This window comes from Dyadobacter sp. CY323 (assembly GCF_021390245.1).
GTDB lineage: Bacteria > Bacteroidota > Bacteroidia > Cytophagales > Spirosomataceae > Dyadobacter.
In genome coordinates this window covers 335,424-352,566 of sequence record NZ_JAJUXH010000001.1, presented here as the reverse complement: position 1 = coordinate 352,566, position 17,143 = coordinate 335,424, and the positions used below count along the sequence as shown (strand labels likewise).

General features: G+C 47.3%; 14 protein-coding genes. 3 read left to right on the top strand and 11 right to left on the bottom strand.

Translation table 11 applies throughout. From position 1 onward, the window contains the following. Window positions 1–14: 14 nt before the first annotated feature. Window positions 15–2,027: a PAS domain-containing protein gene (locus LZG72_RS01560; RefSeq protein WP_233866688.1), complete on the top strand. Its 2,013-nt coding sequence runs from the start codon at window positions 15–17 to the stop codon at window positions 2,025–2,027. Between the two features lie 23 nt (window positions 2,028–2,050). Here LZG72_RS01560 and LZG72_RS01555 read toward each other — a convergent pair whose 3' ends face one another. Further along, window positions 2,051–2,341, bottom strand: coding sequence for a GNAT family N-acetyltransferase (locus tag LZG72_RS01555; RefSeq protein ID WP_233866685.1), 291 nt, complete (start codon window positions 2,339–2,341; stop codon window positions 2,051–2,053). Window positions 2,342–2,377: 36 nt separating this feature from the next. Beyond that, on the bottom strand, window positions 2,378–3,292 hold the full coding sequence (locus LZG72_RS01550) for a sugar phosphate isomerase/epimerase (RefSeq protein WP_233866682.1): 915 nt from the start codon (window positions 3,290–3,292) through the stop codon (window positions 2,378–2,380). A 102-nt stretch (window positions 3,293–3,394) separates the two neighbouring features. Between LZG72_RS01550 and LZG72_RS01545 the strand changes: the two genes are divergently transcribed. Beyond that, the gene (locus LZG72_RS01545) at window positions 3,395–3,889 is read left to right on the top strand and encodes a VOC family protein (RefSeq protein WP_233866679.1); all 495 of its coding nucleotides are present in this window, start codon (window positions 3,395–3,397) and stop codon (window positions 3,887–3,889) included. 51 nt (window positions 3,890–3,940) lie between these two features. On the opposite strand, the gene LZG72_RS01540 is transcribed toward LZG72_RS01545, so the two are convergent. From LZG72_RS01540 to LZG72_RS01510, 7 genes are all read right to left on the bottom strand, one after another. After that, window positions 3,941–5,077, bottom strand: a complete 1,137-nt coding sequence (locus LZG72_RS01540; RefSeq protein ID WP_233866677.1) for a glycoside hydrolase family 5 protein — start codon at window positions 5,075–5,077, stop codon at window positions 3,941–3,943. A gap of 103 nt (window positions 5,078–5,180) precedes the next feature. Then, entirely contained in the window at window positions 5,181–7,055 is a 1,875-nt protein-coding gene (locus tag LZG72_RS01535) for a M56 family metallopeptidase (RefSeq protein ID WP_233866675.1), read from the bottom strand. Window positions 7,056–7,089: 34 nt separating this feature from the next. Further along, window positions 7,090–7,455, bottom strand: a complete 366-nt coding sequence (locus LZG72_RS01530; protein WP_233866673.1) for a BlaI/MecI/CopY family transcriptional regulator — start codon at window positions 7,453–7,455, stop codon at window positions 7,090–7,092. A gap of 209 nt (window positions 7,456–7,664) precedes the next feature. Next, window positions 7,665–8,180: a transposase gene (locus LZG72_RS01525; protein ID WP_233866671.1), complete on the bottom strand. Its 516-nt coding sequence runs from the start codon at window positions 8,178–8,180 to the stop codon at window positions 7,665–7,667. Between the two features lie 224 nt (window positions 8,181–8,404). After that, complete coding sequence (locus LZG72_RS01520; protein ID WP_233866669.1) at window positions 8,405–9,412, bottom strand: sugar phosphate isomerase/epimerase; 1,008 nt, start codon at window positions 9,410–9,412, stop codon at window positions 8,405–8,407. Between the two features lie 28 nt (window positions 9,413–9,440). Further along, window positions 9,441–10,565, bottom strand: a complete 1,125-nt coding sequence (locus LZG72_RS01515; protein ID WP_233866667.1) for a redoxin domain-containing protein — start codon at window positions 10,563–10,565, stop codon at window positions 9,441–9,443. An 82-nt stretch (window positions 10,566–10,647) separates the two neighbouring features. Beyond that, window positions 10,648–14,493: a PVC-type heme-binding CxxCH protein gene (locus tag LZG72_RS01510; RefSeq protein ID WP_233866665.1), complete on the bottom strand. Its 3,846-nt coding sequence runs from the start codon at window positions 14,491–14,493 to the stop codon at window positions 10,648–10,650. A gap of 187 nt (window positions 14,494–14,680) precedes the next feature. Between LZG72_RS01510 and LZG72_RS01505 the strand changes: the two genes are divergently transcribed. Next, window positions 14,681–15,559 carry a hypothetical protein gene (locus LZG72_RS01505; protein ID WP_233866662.1) on the top strand — a complete coding sequence of 293 codons (879 nt, stop codon included), beginning with the start codon at window positions 14,681–14,683 and terminating at the stop codon, window positions 15,557–15,559. A gap of 40 nt (window positions 15,560–15,599) precedes the next feature. On the opposite strand, the gene LZG72_RS01500 is transcribed toward LZG72_RS01505, so the two are convergent. Together LZG72_RS01500 and LZG72_RS01495 are read right to left on the bottom strand one after the other, a co-directional pair. Continuing rightward, the gene (locus LZG72_RS01500) at window positions 15,600–16,508 is read right to left on the bottom strand and encodes a bestrophin family protein (RefSeq protein ID WP_233866659.1); all 909 of its coding nucleotides are present in this window, start codon (window positions 16,506–16,508) and stop codon (window positions 15,600–15,602) included. Between the two features lie 34 nt (window positions 16,509–16,542). Beyond that, window positions 16,543–17,025: a hypothetical protein gene (locus LZG72_RS01495; protein ID WP_233866657.1), complete on the bottom strand. Its 483-nt coding sequence runs from the start codon at window positions 17,023–17,025 to the stop codon at window positions 16,543–16,545. Between the last annotated feature and the right edge of the window lie 118 nt (window positions 17,026–17,143).

Below are 17,143 nucleotides of genomic sequence, written 5' to 3'. Positions count from 1 at the left end.
GCTTATTTTTAGACATGATTAATACGTACAAAGAGAACAAAGACGATTTACTGGTTGCTATTGAACGGTTTGAACTGGTCGCCAAAGCGACACATGATGTGATCTGGGACTGGGACCTGGTAAATGGCACGGTCTGGTGGAATAAAGGAATGGAATCGATTTTTGGTTACGCGTCCGAAGAAATCAAAAGTGGGCCCGATTCGTGGTACGAGCGTATTCATCCCGATGATCAGGACAGAGTGATCCGGAATATTCATACGGTTATTGATAATGGCGAAAATAACTGGTCGGATTATTACCGGTTCAAACGTTCCGACGGCTCATATGCGAACGTGCACGACAGAGGTTACACCATTAAGGTTGACGATAGGCCAGTAAGAATGGTAGGTTCCATGAGGGATTTGACAGAGCAATTGAAAACTGAAAAGGCACATCGTGAAAGTGAGGAGAATCTGACATTTGCCCTGGAAGCCGCTCAGCTCGGAATCTGGAATACGGATCCTGTAAAACAGACGATCGCATTCGACGACCGCTGTAAACAGCTTTACGGGAATCCGAAGGAAGAAGAGCTGACGTTTGAAAACTTAATGCAACACATTCATTATGAAGACCGTGAACGCGTAAAAGCGGCAGTTGCGAATGCATTAAATCCTGATCTGAGAAATCTCTATGACATTCGCTACCGGACTGTTGGGGCTACTGATAAGATCTTGAGGTGGCTGCACTGCCGCGGGCAGGCCTATTTTACAACCGACGGAACCCCTTACCGTTTTTCGGGCGTGTCGCGGGATATTACCTATGAGATCAGCAATCAGGAAAAAGTGACATGGGCTGACCAGCAGGCAGCGATGACCATCGAAGGCTCAGGAGCCGGATCGTTTCTGATCAATGCGGATTCGAATGTGATCATCCATTCTCCGACGATGGCGAGGATTATTACAGGTCGAGAAGAGTTGAATATTACGCGCGAAATGTTCATTAATCATGTTCATCCGGATGACCTGCAAACGAGGCTGGATGCATACAGTATAGCCGAAAAAACCGGCGATCTGAAATACGAAGCCCGTTTTGTTTGGATAGATGGTTCGATCCACTGGATCAGGGTAATTGGTAAATATCTGTTCGACAGTTCCGGAAATACTAAAACCATTTCGGGGATCGTAATGGACATTACCGACCGCATCGAATCGGAACAAAAACTCCGGAAAAGTGAGGAGAAGTACCGGCAGCTTGCGAGCGAATTGGAACGCCGGGTCCAGCAGCGTACCGAAGAATTGTATCAGACGAATCTGGAACTCATTAATTCAAACAATAACCTGCAACAATTTGCTTACGCAGCCAGCCACGACATGCAGGAACCCCTCCGCAAGATTCAATCTTTCGGGTCCAGATTATCAGCTGTTTATTCAAAAGAATTAGATGAGAACGGCGCATTTATGCTCAGCCGCATTCAGGATGCGTCAAAACGGATGTCGGCGATGATCGACGACCTGCTGGCGTTTTCCAGGCTCTCCACTCACGACGGAAATTTTCAGCCGGTAGGCTTAAATCAGGTTGTAAAAGACGTTCTGGCCGATCTGGAAATTTCGATCCAGGAGCAGAAATCCAACATTACTGTCGAGCCACTTCCAGCTGTTTGGGGCATCTCCTCGCAATTGACGCAGCTTTTTCAGAACCTGCTCAGTAATGCGATCAAATACAGAAAACCGGAGATACCATCCGAAATAAACATTTCCTTCCGCGTCGTCGACGAGAATGAAAAATCGCGGATCCCGAAGCTGCTCGACGATCAGTCATATATTTGCGTGGAAGTATCAGATAATGGGATCGGTTTCGAGGAAACTTATCTTGACCGGATTTTCCAGATGTTCCAGCGGCTGCACGGACGCAGTGAATTTGCCGGGTCGGGAATTGGGTTAGCTCTTTGCAAAAAGGTTGTTCAAAACCATCACGGCTACATTACTGCCAGAAGTACGCCCGGCGAGGGATCTACATTTATGGTCTATTTACCTGTACCGAAGGATTGAATTGAGAAACCCGAATAAGGGTTTCACTTTTTCCAAATGTCTGCGAAATCATCGGGGTGCCTGCGAAACTGGGCGTGCACGTATTCACAAAGCGGCATAACAAGCAGCTCTTGATCTCTCGCGTAGCTTACCATTTCGTCGAACATTTTTTTTGCAAATCCCTGGCCCTCCATTTCAGGGTCTACTTCCGTGTGATAAACTGTCAATGTGGTTTCGCTCAAACCTACTACCATTTCCCCAATTTGCTTTCCGTCTTTTTCAAGGTAAAATCCTCCTCTTCCACGGTTATCTAGTTTCAGTTTTACCTCACTCATAGGTGTTTAATAAAATGCATGGATGAATTAATTTATTCACACTCGCTCTCCCACTTTTCTCATTTTCGCCAAACCCGTTTTTGCCACGAGCAATGGATCCTGAGCATAGTATCCCTGGTTGAATACTTCAAATGACAAAATAATGGGTTTGTCCGGATCTTTTAGTGATTTAAGCAAATCTTTCAATGGCGCGATCCCGTCACCTGCATACACGCGGTCTGCATCCGTAATCGTTTCTCGTGGCGGCGTCGCCGGATAATCGTTCATATGAAAAATCTCGATGAGCGGTTTACCCACATCTTTTACACTTTCCATTCCCGAGCCGCCTTTATGTAAATGATAGACATCCATGAGTAGCCGCGCAGACGGGTGTCCGGATTCCACCGCCACATAAAGTATCTCCCCCACCCGGCTCAGGTTTTTTGAAAAACCCCATAGTTCCAAATGCGGCACAACGCCCGTTTTGTCACCAAGTTCGAGGATCGTACGGTACCGTTCCGCTACCCTTTTAAGATCTAATGGAGCTCCGGTAGTTGCGCCCATGGGAGGGGCCGCCACTCGGGGACAACCTATTTGCGCCAACTGCTCCATTTCCATTTTTAATTGGTCAAGTGCTTTGGCGCGGGCAGTTTCGTCATCTACGATCCAGGTAGCAAATCCGATGGCGTCTTCTACTTTCAGGCCCAGATCCTCAACGATCCGCCTGGCTTCGGGCAGTGTGCCTCCGTTTTTAAGATAATCCTGCAAAGTGTTGATCCAGATCTCAACTGACCCGTATCCCGCTTTGGAAGCAACTTCCAATTCTTTTCTGAATCCGAGTTTGTGCCCCCGCAACGTGCTCATGTTGAGGGAATAAATAAAAGACGGTTCCTTTTTGGTCGGTGCTGGCATAGGTAAAAGTCCGGTTCCTGTTACGGCCAGAACAGAGGATAATGCTTCTCGGCGATTCATTCAGTTGAGATAATTTTTGACAGACTTCTTGTTAAAGGGCACTTCCGGAATTTTTTACCGCAACTAAATGTAATTGATTCACAAATTAAAAGATCCTCTCATATGGAACCGGAAGATTACAAACTGCCTGCATTAACCCGAATCGGCCACGTACATTTGAAAGTTGCCAACCTGGAACGTTCGCTGGATTTTTACTGTGGTTTACTGGGCTTTGAAATCACGACCCGGTATGGCGATCAGGCTGTTTTCATTTCTGCCGGGGGTTACCACCATCATATCGGTCTGAATACGTGGTATAGTAAAGATTCACCACCCGCAAGCCAGCACGGCGTAGGTCTGTTCCATACCGCCATTCTGTACCCTACCCGAAAGGATCTGGCGGCTATTCTTAACCGTTTATTAAAAGCGGAATATCCATTGTCCGGCGCCAGCGACCACGGTGTCTCCGAGGCATTGTACCTGAATGATCCCGATCAAAACGGAGTCGAGCTGTATTGGGACAGACCCAAAGAGTTCTGGAACTACCTGCCCGACGGCTCCATTGAAATGTATACCAAAAGCTTAAACCTGAGAGGATTACTTGCAGAGCTGCAATGAAGATCCGGCAGGCGTTTACACGCTGCCGGATCGATAGGCCGGAAACATCGGCTACTGTTTCTGCATCAAGGTCAGCAGTTTCCGATCCAGCTTGTGTCCGTGCCAGTCTTCATAAACTACATCATCCCGACGGGAATCAAGCACTCCAAAGTCGCCCGAAAATTCCCAGAGCGAGAAACCAATGCCATTCGACGATAAAATATCGAGTACATCTCCGAACCAGGCGAGGAACACATCGTGAGGCGTTTTGTTCCAGCAGCCACATTCCCCGCAGTGTACGCCCACCCCTTTTCCTACCAGGTCAATCCAGGGTTTGTAAAACTTTTCGAGCATGGCGCGGCTCAGATACTGATTGCCAACCTGTCCGGGCCATTTAGGCTGCGGCAGATTTTCGGTATCCTTCATCGCCCACGGCGCTTTGTAATGCGAAATAATCCCGGGATGATAACCCCGGCAACTCTGACCGATATCCAGGTCCGCTATTTCAGGAATGACGGAACTCCCTACATCATTCCCATCCGCGATGATTAAATGCGTCGGGTTTTCCTTCCTGATCGCCGCAGAAGCTGCAACGGCTAATTTTCGGTAAACATCACCAGGCACCGAAGACCGTTTTGAATGCTGATCGTTCATATCCGCCCGCATACTTGGCTCATTCAGCAAATCGAAACTGATCTGCTTTGGAGTCGCATCTTTATATTTTTTTGCCCACATATTCCAGTGAAAACAAAATGCATCCAAGGCTTTCTGGTCTGTCCAGAGATTGTAAGGCTCATGAAATCCTGCATTCACGCAGTAGCCGGGCGCCCGGTGGAGGTTCAGGCTGACGTGCATGTTGTACTTATGTGCGGTCGAAACAAGTTTGTCAATCTTATCAACTGCCTGCTGATCAATTTGATAAACTTCTTCCTCGGTAATATTCCGGCTTCTGTCGAATTTCAAATATGCTGGATACGCCATTGGAATTCTCACAAAATCAAAGCCCCAATCCTGCATCCATTTAAACTGCTCTTCAGCAGTTGCCTTCCGACTGGAATTAGGATCCGGCGAGAAAAAATCAAGGAGATTAAAGCCTTTCCATTTAGGAAGCTTATTCTTAGGAGGGACGGAAAGTGAAAAACCCGGTGCGGCCAGCGATGCCGCCGCGACGAGGGTCCCTGTACTTTTGATAAAAATTCTGCGATCCATGGAAGCAATGCATTTCGTGACGACTTCCATTAAAATGCGGCAGCAGGAATGTTATACTTGTTCGTTACCGGGCCGGGTAGTGTCCCCAGCCCGTTTGTTCCCGTTATTTTGTATAAATAAATCCAGTTGTAGTATACCCGGTTCTTCCTTTGTAATTATATACCATCTCCACCGCCCGGTCCTGAATGTACCTGGCTTTTATTTTTTGGTGTAACGCCGCAGAAACTTTCTGGCCATTCACAACCAACTCATCCTGAGTAAGCCGGTAGGAAAGATTTGTCGTGCCTGTAATAATGCCCGCTTCCTTCAGATCATTAATCAGGTCATTCTGCATTTTCTCGTAAGCCTGGCGTTCCTTCTCCGCACCTTTACGCATTTGCTCGGCTTCCTCGCGGTGTTTGTCAGCTATAACCCTGTGGGCTTCCGCACTTTTACGCATTTCATCTGCTTCGGCGCGCCTCTTATCTGCTTCTCCCCGCATTTTATCTGCCTCATTACGATGCACTTCCGCTTCTTTCCGCATTTTATCTGCCTCGTTACGATACACTTCCGCTTCTTTACGCCTTTCATCCGCCTTGCCGCGCTCTACCTCCGCCTTTTCATGCTCCACTTTTACAACCTGAATAATCTTATCAATTTCCGCCTGGTGCGAGGCTATTTCACTTTCGGGGATTTGTTTACCATCAATATTCAGATCAATGATACTGCCATTTTTTTGGACAATGTCATAGGCTTTTCCATCCATATGTACATTATAAGTACTCACTCCTTCCGTGGCAGTATACACATTTGCGGAATGAATGCTGATCTCACTTTGCTTCCCTTTTTTTGGTAAAGTATCGGTTATCGTTTCAGGTAGCACAATCTTCAATGGAGCCTGAGCCACAATCTGCTGTTTTTGTTTGTGTGAAACGATCGCTTTACCCATTTCCGGGTTAACGTGTGAGACGGCGGCAGACAGTACTGCGGCTGAGACTAAACTGATTGTTACAAATAATTTTTCCATGGCATCTAAAGGTTTATTGTTGTTATTAATAATTCGCTTGATCCTGTCCAGCAGGTGATTACGCTTTTTGGAAAACGCGATCGTAACGGAAGAGGTGGCCAGGTTATACTCCTGAAATGAGACCAGAGCCTGAACGAATGAAGTCTTGCTCTGCAACACTTCAATGGCAAGGTCATCGCAGCAATGCTCACGTTCTTCCCGGATCAGAGAGGAGATCCAGAGTAAAGCCGGATTGAAAAAGAACACATTCTCACAGAATATCTGGATGAGGTTCACGAAATAATCTTTCCTCCGGATATGCGCCAGCTCATGCAAAAGAATGGCTTCCACCTGGCTGGCCGGAAGATTTGCCAGCATTCCCAGCGGCACCATCACAATCGGCTTAAAAAATCCTATAACCATCGGAACCATTACATTTCCCGATTCCATCAGCCTTATCTGCCGATTCACGCGCAATTTCTCCGCTAAACAGGCAAACCTGGTCTTCCAGTTTTTTACAGGTTCGTGTATGTTATGACTCTTTATTTTTTTCAAATACAAAAAACCCGCTACCGCCTGGAAGCTTTTAAATGCAAACATCAAAAACCAGCATGCAACGATGAGCCGTGAATGCTCGACACAAAATTCCCGGATGACATCGACCAGGTTCGTATTTACACTTCCGGCCACCTGGGTCGAATCCGTCAGTTTTACCGTAGAAAAGTTCGAAATACTTAACCCGGGAACGCTCATTGGCCGATCTTCCTGTTGCATCAATATGGTAAATGTGAAGCAAGCAGCCGACATAAATCCTACTAATAATACCACCAGCAGATTATACCTGAGCACCGGTTTGGCCTTTTTCGTAAACAGCAGGATCGCGCCCGCCAGTATCGCCACGATCAGCCCCTGCCAGAGCGAATGCATCAATGTGAGGCACATCGTACGGATGAATTTTTCAAAATACGGTTGATTTACGATTTCAACTTCCATGGCTATTCGATTAATTCAGGTGGACTCTAATGAATCATTTATCGAGCTTTTTCAGAAAATCCTTGATCTCGTCGAGATCCTGCGAAGACGTATTTTTGTTACCAAAAAGCTGCATTACTAAACTTGCCGCTGAACCTTTGTACATCGAGTCCACAAAGCGTTCCAGCAAGGCTGTTTTTGTCTTATCTTCTTCCTCCGCCGGACTATATATGTGCTTCATACTGCTTTCATCTCTGGCGAGAATGCCTTTTTCCGCCATGATCTGCATGAGTTTCAACGTCGAGGAGTATTGTACTGCACGTTTTTCCTCATTCAATTTGTCATTTACAAACCGCACGGTCGATGGTCCATGCTCCCAAAGCACCTGCAGTATTTCCAATTCTGATTTCGTCGGTTCCATTAAAAAATCGCATTTATTACCTAACGCCTCAAAGGTAGGAAATATTTCGTACGAAAAGATATTTAGGATGACATTTGTTGGTGTTGTCACCAACAAACCGCCACTATACACCTAAATAGAGTTGTTGTTGGTGACAACACCAACAACGGCGGGGCGGCGGCGGGGCGGCGGCCCGCGGGGCGGCGATCGACATCGCGCGGCCGGGCGCGCTAATCCTGGTAATGTGTCAAAAAGCCAAAATCATCAATCCCCGAGGAATAAAATCTTGCCGAGCTATACCAATAATCACATTCATCATCAACCAACTTCCATCTCTCTTGAAGCGGATTCCGATGAATGTAACGTAACTTTTGCTTCAAAACCCAAGGTGAATACAAATCAATACTCAACGGGTTCCTCTCCCAGAATTGATATCTCCGATCGCGCAGATTTACCTCGAACTGGGCAAGAAGTTCAGGATCAGAATCCAGTAAGTCGAACTTAATCTGCTGTGCAGTGAATTTTAAGAAATCACGTTGAACATCCTGAAGAAGGAACGCTTTATCAATCCTCCACATTAAATGAATGTGATTGGGCATGATGACAAAAGCATGCACTTTCACTCTTTGCTTTTCAACCAGGAAACGAAGACTGTCGATTACAATATCCTTGTATTTATCCTGAAGTAGAAGTTTCTTCCACCAGAGATTGGTGGCTGTGAAAAATTGGATGTGATGGTGATACATGTCAGGCTAGTTGATTTACTAACTTGATACGTTTCACAACCATAAAAGTCACATCGTCTCGCTTGGCGGGCAGTTGGTGACAACACCAACTGCGGCGAAACACCAACTGCGGCGAGCACCAACTGCCGCGATCGTAAATCCATTTCTGAACGAAAGGGCATAAAACCGAAAAGTGCGTCAGCTGAATCAGCCGACGCACTTCTGTTAATTCATTAACCCAAACCCTACGCCCCCAGCGCCTTTTTCGCGTACTCTACGCATTTAGCCGTTTCCTTCAAAGGATCTGAGCCTGCTGGGATTTCATATTCCAGCTCGATGGTTGCCGGAAATTTGTATTTCCTTGCCCGCATAAGCTCCAGTACCGCGGTGATGGGCGTATCGCCTTCGCCCCATACCACGTTGGCGCCGCCGTGCTCCTTATTTTTCCGGTCTTTCACGTGCATACTCACAATGTGGTCCTGCTTTGCTTCTATTAATGGGATCGGATCGAAGCCAGCAGCGACATAATGTCCCATATCAAAGTTCATCGCATTGTATTTCGACTGTCCGAGCGCCGTATCCCACCAGGTCGGTGTTTGCTGCGTGTGACCGTGGTAACCTACATACACCTTGTTTTTAGCAGCAATGTCACCGAGTCGTTTCGTTTGCGCAGCATCGTTTGGCAACTCTACATTAGCCTGATTTGCTCCCAACGCTTTCGCCGCCCGGAATGCGTAATCCACTTCTGCGTCGGTATTGTTTACACCCAGCGCGCTCGGCTTGTAGCCATAAATGCTCACGCCTGCCGCATTATACATTTTTTTCAACTGAGCAAATTTATCCATCGACACTTTTGCCCGCCATTCGGCCAGTTTTGTGCCATATTCTTTCTGAGCCGCCTTTTGCTCATCCGTCATTTCCGGACGTTTGCCATCGGGTCCGGGTGCAAAGCTTGGACGTGGAGGTGCTTCCGGCGCACCCGCAAATGATTCGGCCGTAGGCCCCATGAGTTCGATCGCGCTGATATTACATTCAATGCAGTATTTCAATATATCCTCCGCACTGCCCGGAAGGCTGCGCCAGGAATAGGTAATCGCGCCAACCTGTACGCCATTAAAAAGGGAATTCGGTTTGCCCAGGTTTTTAATAATGGCCGGCGCACCAAAAATCGGTGTACGTACCAATGCCAGACCAGCAGCTGCGAGTGCCGTGGTTCCTAAAAACCTGCGTCTTGAAAAGTCTTGATCTTCCATGAATTTCTGTTAAAAGTTGTTTGAACGTTTAATAATACCGGCCTACGTATTTATTCTCAACAATGAGCTTTTTCATTTTTGCCGGATTGATAGGCCCCTGTGCCGAATAAACGATCTTTCCGCCGGGTTCGACAAGCAAAGTATAGGGTAAAGCACCCTGCCATTTCGGATCTACCGCTTCAATCAGCTTATATTTATCCTCGATATTGAAAATAAAATTCTTGTTGGAAGCAAACTTTCCCTGCAGGAATTTCAGCGCTTTCGGCTTCTTATCCGGACTGTCCGCACTGATCGAGATAAATTCGAAATCACGGCCGCGGTACATGTGGTGCATCGTCATGAAATCCGGGAATTCGGTAACGCAGGGGCCGCACCAGGTGGCCCAAACGTTGATCAGCCGGAGTTTATCCGATTTATTTTGAATCAATTCCCTAATCCCTGCCTCGTCGATGGTTTCGAGGTTCACCGGCTCTTTCGCCCATCCCGCTTGCTCATCCTGAACACCATGTTCTTTGGAGATCCACTTCATAGAGCAGCCAAATGTTTTCGTAGTCGGTGCCGGCACCGGCTTGCCGGCAACTAATGCATCCAGCGCATTGCGGGCGTCCAGGTTTTTTGGCGTTCCCGTCGGCTTCTCCACATCATCGATCCTGCCGTTATATTGAAGTTTTCTTGCTTTATCGAAAATGAAAATATGCGGGGTAGCAACCGGGCCATATGCATTTGCGATTTTTTGGTCGTCACCGTCAAAAAGATAGGGGAAATTGTAAGCCATATCTTCCGACCGCAGCTTCATTTCCGCATACGTATCGCTCAAATCGGTGTAGCCTAGTTCATCCAGCCGGATCGCTTTCGGGTCGTTCGACGAGATTGCAACGACCGCTACCTTTTTCGCTTTGTAATCAGCCGTAATGCGTTTGATCCGTTCCTCGTAAGCCTGCGCCGTGGGACAATGGTTACAGGTAAATACAATGGCCAGGACATCTGCCGATGCGAAGCTTTTCAACGAATAACGCTTGCCATCGACACCCAGCAAGTTAAAATCCGGGGCAGCGGCGCCGATTTTCAATGTGGCAGGTTGCTCGGCCTGCAAAAAATGAACGGATAAAGAAAAAGCAAAAAGAGCTACGAGTACCTTAACACCTGATCGCATAGTCCCGACTTTTTGATTTGAGTATTAATATAGGTCAAAAGTCGTTATGCTACAATTAATTACTGTTTTTATACTATATTGTCTACTTCGCCTGAGCACTTATTTGTGAAGTCGTTTTCAGGTACGCGATCAGCTCCGTCACTTCCTTGTCAGATAAATTTTCCAGTAGTCCGGTCGGCATCATGGAAGCCGGGGTTACTTCACGCGTTTGAATGTCCGATTTGTTGATAACAACCGCATCCTGGCCAACGATGCGAAGGGTAACCTGCCGTTCCGTTTCCTTTGCCACATTACCCACATAGGTACGCCCGTCGCGGGTCGTGACCACCACCATTTTGTAATCATCCTGAATTTCGCCGCTCGGGTCGAGGATGTTACCCAGTAAATAATCCAGATTAGCCCGGTTGGAACCCGTGAGCTCCGGCCCGATAATGCCTCCGTCGCCATAAAGCTTGTGACAAGGTGCGCAGGTTTTCTGGAACACCATTCGCCCCTGAACTTTGCTGGCCTCTGACACCGCTTTATCTGTCAGCAGGTTACGATATTTTTTATATGCTTTTTCATCAAATGCAACATGATCAATCGGCCCCCAGACTTCCACGAAACCGCTGCCTACTACCCGGCGTAACTGTCTTGCAACATAGGTCGGAATATCGTTTTTCGGGATTACATTTTTCGAAATTGCCTGAGTGAGCAGCCAGCCCGATTTCGGGCGCGAAGCCAGCGTTTGAATTGCTTCGGCCTTTTCCGCAGCACTGAATTTCGGGTAACGTTCAATAAGTGATTTTGCCAGAGGCTCGTTTTCAAATGCCGCGATACTCCGGATCACCTGCAGGCGAAGCTTGCTATCGTCGAGCAATGCGGGCAGCTCGCTTACCAGCTCTGGCCGCTGCCTGCTTGTGAGCGATTGCAACGCTTTACTTCGTTGCTCAAATGCTGCATTCTTGTTTTTCAGTATTGTCAAATCCGCTTTGGAAGCCTCGGTATCCCCAAACTGGCGGCTAAGATCGGTGGCTAGCTGGGCAGTTTTCGCATTGGATTGTTTTAATTTCGCATATACCGCATTCCAGTTCGCCGGTGTTTTAATGTCCGTTCTACCGTCGAGTCCGTCGCGCATTCCTTCCAAAAGCTGCATCCGGTTCGTTGTCGCTTTTCCAACCGCAGTAACCAGTGTCCCAATTTGGTCAGCATCCACCACACGGCGTGCGATAAATTGAGTAACCATCGGAATCTTCGATTTTGAGGCCAGCGCGAGTGCCTTTTCCGGGTTTGCTTTTACTAATGGCTCGATACCGAACCAGATCATTTTTGGCAGATTATGATCTTCTGAATCCTCTGCATGTGCGACCAAACCTTCCGCAACCGTCCATTTAGAAGCATTATCCATTCGCTGCAATGCCGCCGCCAGATAAAGTCGCACTACCGCCGATTTATCTTCGATTGCCATTTTGGAAAATTGCGCGGTGGCCTGCAGCGAAGGCTTATTTTCCTCTGACAAAAATTGGATCGCCCAGGAACGGATATGCGCATCGCTATCGGACAACGCCAGGATCAGGTCTTTTTCATCCAGATTTTCGGTGATGTTCAAAGTCCACATGGCGCGAAGCCGCTCGTCCGCATTTCCGCTGGATTTATATAATTCACTAAGCCTATCCAACGCCGCTTTTGAAATCTTGCCTTTGGTTGCACGGCTTTGCAGGATCACCCTCGCCCGGCGGGCGTGCCAGTCACTCTTGCTCGCCTGCAGACTGGCCAGATCTTCGTCACTCATCTTGTTAAGATCATCATATCGGCCTTTCCAGTTCTCTGCCAGCGATTTTTTGGGAGTTATCCTGAATATCCTTCCCGTTTCAGAGTTCAACACATCCGATCCGCAAATATCCGCATCGTGCCAGTCCAGCACGTACATTGCACCTTCCGGGCCGATTTCCATACTGAAACCCACCCATTGCGCATTGTTGGCCATCATAAATTCATCCCCGTGTTTGCCCGAAAAACCAGAACCTTTTGGTACCAGGATATCGGATAAAATGCCGTGTTCGTGAATGTTGGCCATGAAAATCTTACCCTGCTCATCCTTTGGAAATGCATCCGACAAGTACACCCGTGCACCTCCGTGCGCCGAGCGGTGCGTATGATCCGCAATGGTTTTTATGTCGTTATAAACATATGGGTTGAAATGCTGCCCGCCCTGCCGGTGATATATGCCGCCCGGGATCACGTGCCACAAATGCGGGATCACACAAGCCGTGATCAGCATCTGCCCTTTTGCATCAAAATCCACGCCCCAGGGATTACTGAAACCGTGCGCGACTACTTCAAATATTTTTTTGGTAGGATGAAAACGCCAGACCCCGCCATTGATATCCACTCCGTTTTCAACCTCTATATTTTCGGGAAACGGATCGTTGTGCTTAAATAACTTACCTTTTCCTACCGGTTTACCCACTTTGGATGGTGTTGCAAAACCCTGCAAACCATATAACCAGCCATCCGGCCCCCAATGAAAACTATTCAGAGTTTCATGTCGGTCGCGAATTCCCCAGCCGGTAAGTAACACTTCAATATTGTCCATATCCGCTTTATCATCCCCGTTTTTATCCGGGACAAAAAGCAAATTCGGCGGCGCACCAATGAAAACGCCATCGAAACCCACCGCCAGGGCTGAGGGAAATGCGATGCCTTCCATAAATACGGTCTTTTTATCGGCTACCCCATCCTTATCTGTGTCTTCGAGGATTAGGATCCGGCTCGTACCGGCATTAGAAAAACCTTTTCCACGCGACTCATAATCCTTATTTTCGGCAATCCACATCCGCCCGCGATCGTCCCAGCAAAAAGCCATCGGCTGCGTCATCATAGGCTCGGATGCCCAGGCATTCACCTGAAAACCTTCTTTGATCGTCATCGCCGCAACTGCTTCCTGCGCGCTGAGAAACTTGGCTTCCCTTCCTTCCTTCTGCGCGATTGCCCAGAGTGCGGCAGTGTTGTAAGTACCATTATTTCCGATGAATTCTCCGAATGTTTTGTTGAGTTCTACATCGTTCAGCTCGCCGGTATAAATCACCAGTTCATGCTTGATCGTCTCCGTTTCACCTTTTTTAATATGCCAATCTGCCTTTCTTGCACGGGCGGGACCTGCTCCAAGCTGTCCGTCCACGCGCCAGGTTTGCGGGTACCCTTTGTTTCCGGGATGGTCCAGAATGGCAATGTGAGCCAGGTTATTCCTGCCTTCCACCTGCATGCCGATATCCACCCACATCGCAGCCTGCCCCTCCGCCTTTTCGTTTTTCTGACGCGCCGCATTCACTACCTCTCCTTTGATCCCCGCTTTCCAGGGCATCCGTACGAACAGGCCGCCGTAATCGTATTTACCGATGGTCACGTCTGTATTGGCTTCTCCATTCCATTCAAGGTCCATGAGATATTTGCCGTCTTTCACGCGGATCGACCAGTTTTGTGTTTCTGTCAAAACAGCGGTACCGGTGGAATCCAGAAGATCATATACAGTTTGCCATTTTACTTCCGCACCTTTTGATTCGATCACTTTGGCGGAAACCCTTTTCCAGTAGCCTTCGTCGGGGTGGTGAAAATAGTCGCGGCCATTCACGCGGGTATAGCCCCAGTATATGCCGGTCTGATGTTTGTGATGGCCCGGGCTGTATTCTGTTAAGACACCTTTTCCGTCCGGCGCCTCGATCGGGTGCAGGTATGGCCGGAAGTTTGCCTTCGCATTTTGTGTAACAATAGGTTTGGTTTCGGTACCCCGGAAAATTTTGATCGTTTCACTGGTTTCGTCCTGCACAGCCCGGAGCTGAACATCGGCGATCTCTGTTTTTTCAATATGATAATCAGGCCTTTGAAACTGATATCCGAAATTGAGAAGTAAAAAAATTACCAGAACAGGAGCAGACCTAATGATACTCATTCTTGATCTAAAAGTTAGTGAACCAATTTTCCGGCCGTTTGACCGTTTTTCTGGTTAGAATAAGAAGCATTAGGTCAATACTTACTCAACCGGGTCCGGTTTGACCAACGTTGGCCGAAGTTTAGCTTGCATTATCCTGGGGTAATTCATTAATTTAAATGCAGGGTTTGCCCGAACATCCTTTGTCATGACCTTCATCAAATTATTCGTTCTGTTTATCCTGGTCACCATGATGGAGAATCGTGGGATCATATACCGCACCGGGAAACGAAGCCCTGCGAAGTCCACTACCGATTGGTTGACAGAGGGACGAAAAGGTGAAATACTATACGGAAGCTGGCGTTTATCGGGAGTAAAAATGGATCAGCCGATCCGGATATTCCCTTATGAAGAATCTGACTTTGAAAAGGAAATAGAAAAACCCGGTGAGTTATTAATCTCATTTTTTCCTGACAGCACTTTTACCCAAATCGGTAAAAACGGTGCCTACCAGGCCGGACGCTGGGCCTACGACAGCCTGGCCGTATCGGTATTCCTGACCATCGGGCGGACGACTGAAGAAGTACCGCTCGCATTTGACAGAGCGGCAAATGGAATGAGGTTAATGAATTTCGAGTTTGGGCCGGAGCAAATACTGTCACTGATCCAGGAAGGCACATCCATTTCCAGGTCCCGGGACGACCCATTTCACCCGGCAAATAATCAATGGCGCCTGAAACCCGGTGAGCCGGAAAACCGCGAGCAGTTGCTGCAAAGGTTGCGAAACTACATTCTCCATACCGCCTACATTCTCAAGACGACACAGATCAGGCAAAATAACAGGGTATCACTGGAATTTTCAGAAGGTATTGTCCGCCTTTATAATGTTGGGGTAGGAATTGTGAAACCCGATAAAATCCCGCCGGGATGGACGAATGGATTTTATTCGCCGGATGATGCTCTGAAAGCATACCACATACTAGAAGATTATCTTTTAACCGAAAAATTAAAGATCGAGAAGACCGGCAACTGGGTGCGAGATGATTATAATATCCTGATAGACATCCACAAAGGACTCGGCGAATAACAAAAAAAGATGCGGAGCGTGAGTCCCGCATTTTTTTGTTTTACAAAATATAGAATTTGTCGGTAGCAAATGACTGCGGCACCTGTTTGTCACGCATCATTTGTTTCAAATCACGCTCGATATTGCTGGATATAGTAAGTACCGGCGTATCTGTGGGTTTGTTCTCAAACGGATCCTGTAAATGAATGGCCATTTTTTCAATGAGAAAAAAGCAGGATGTCAGCACGATCAATACAGGTACCATCAGCAGACCAAACAGTTCGACCAGTCCGAATGGCAGAAGTATAATGAAGAAGTGCAGGGCCACGTGAATGTACAAACTGTACGTGGACGGGAAAACGGTATTCTTAATCCGTTCCGATTTGCCCATCGAGTCGCAGAGTCTGGTCAGCGTACCATCGATTTCAATCTGCTGGTACGAATTAACCCATCCTTGTTTTAATGCATTATTGAGATCTCTGGCATGAAGCTGGATCAATCCAACATGCTTATTGTCAAAACCTTCTACAAATTCACATTCCTCCTCGGATACAAACTTTCTGATCAGGGGCATGGGATCATCTTTCCGCAAACCCTTTCCCAATGCATAACACCAGGCGATCTGGCGGTTGATCATCCGGTGTTTAAATCCGTCGATGTCCCCCGATTCATACGGCGCATCCATCAGAAACATGATCTGCCTCGCCAAAGTCCGCGAATCGTTTACGATTGCACCCCAGATAATCCGGGCCTCCCACCACCTGTCATACGCCTGGTTTGAGCGGAACGCCAGCAACAGGGAGATAATGGTCCCCAGCACGGTGGGGACCGTCATGGGAATGGAGATATTGGTGATCTGGAAGTTTTGATAAATAATCTCGATCGCAAACCCGTAAATGGTTACGTAGAGAATTTCATATTTAATTTTTCCGAAAATATATCGGATGGGGATGTTCCTTTTGAGCAGCATAATCTTTGCTTTTTAACTTTTCACTATTCAAGATCTAACCAAGCCACCTTGCGTCGCCCATGACACTGCTCGCTTCGGAGAGTGAATCGATGCTGATCAGGTCCGTATCTACGAGCGGAATGCCGCATTTTTTTAACACAGGCAATGCATCCAGGCTATTTTTGTTCAGCTTGGGGACGCCCCGGCTTCCGGAGTAGGCAATGAAATCCACCTCGTGGTATTCCAGAAAGTTTTTTAGTGAAGCGAGCTTGTTGCCGTAGAAGAAATCAATTTTGATGGTGGTGATCTTTTCATCGGAGTTCTCTTTAAGGATGTTGCAAGCCTCCTTGAAATCCTTTGAGATAAGCTCGTGTTCCCGCTCCCGGGACCCGGAAAAAAGCAGATCCTGAATATCGTCTGCTACGTGGAATAAATGTGTAAATACCAGATTGACATTTTCATTAGCATCTGCCACAATGGTTTCTGCAACTTCAATCGAGTCATTCGTAAAATTGGTTGGAATCAAAATTGTTTTCATGAACCTGTCTTTTTAAGTGAACAATGCTTTAAATCAGTATGATAATGCAATGTTACGGCAGGCTTATTAGGCCGGTTTAAGAAGGCAGTTATAATAACATGAGAACTTTATTAGAATG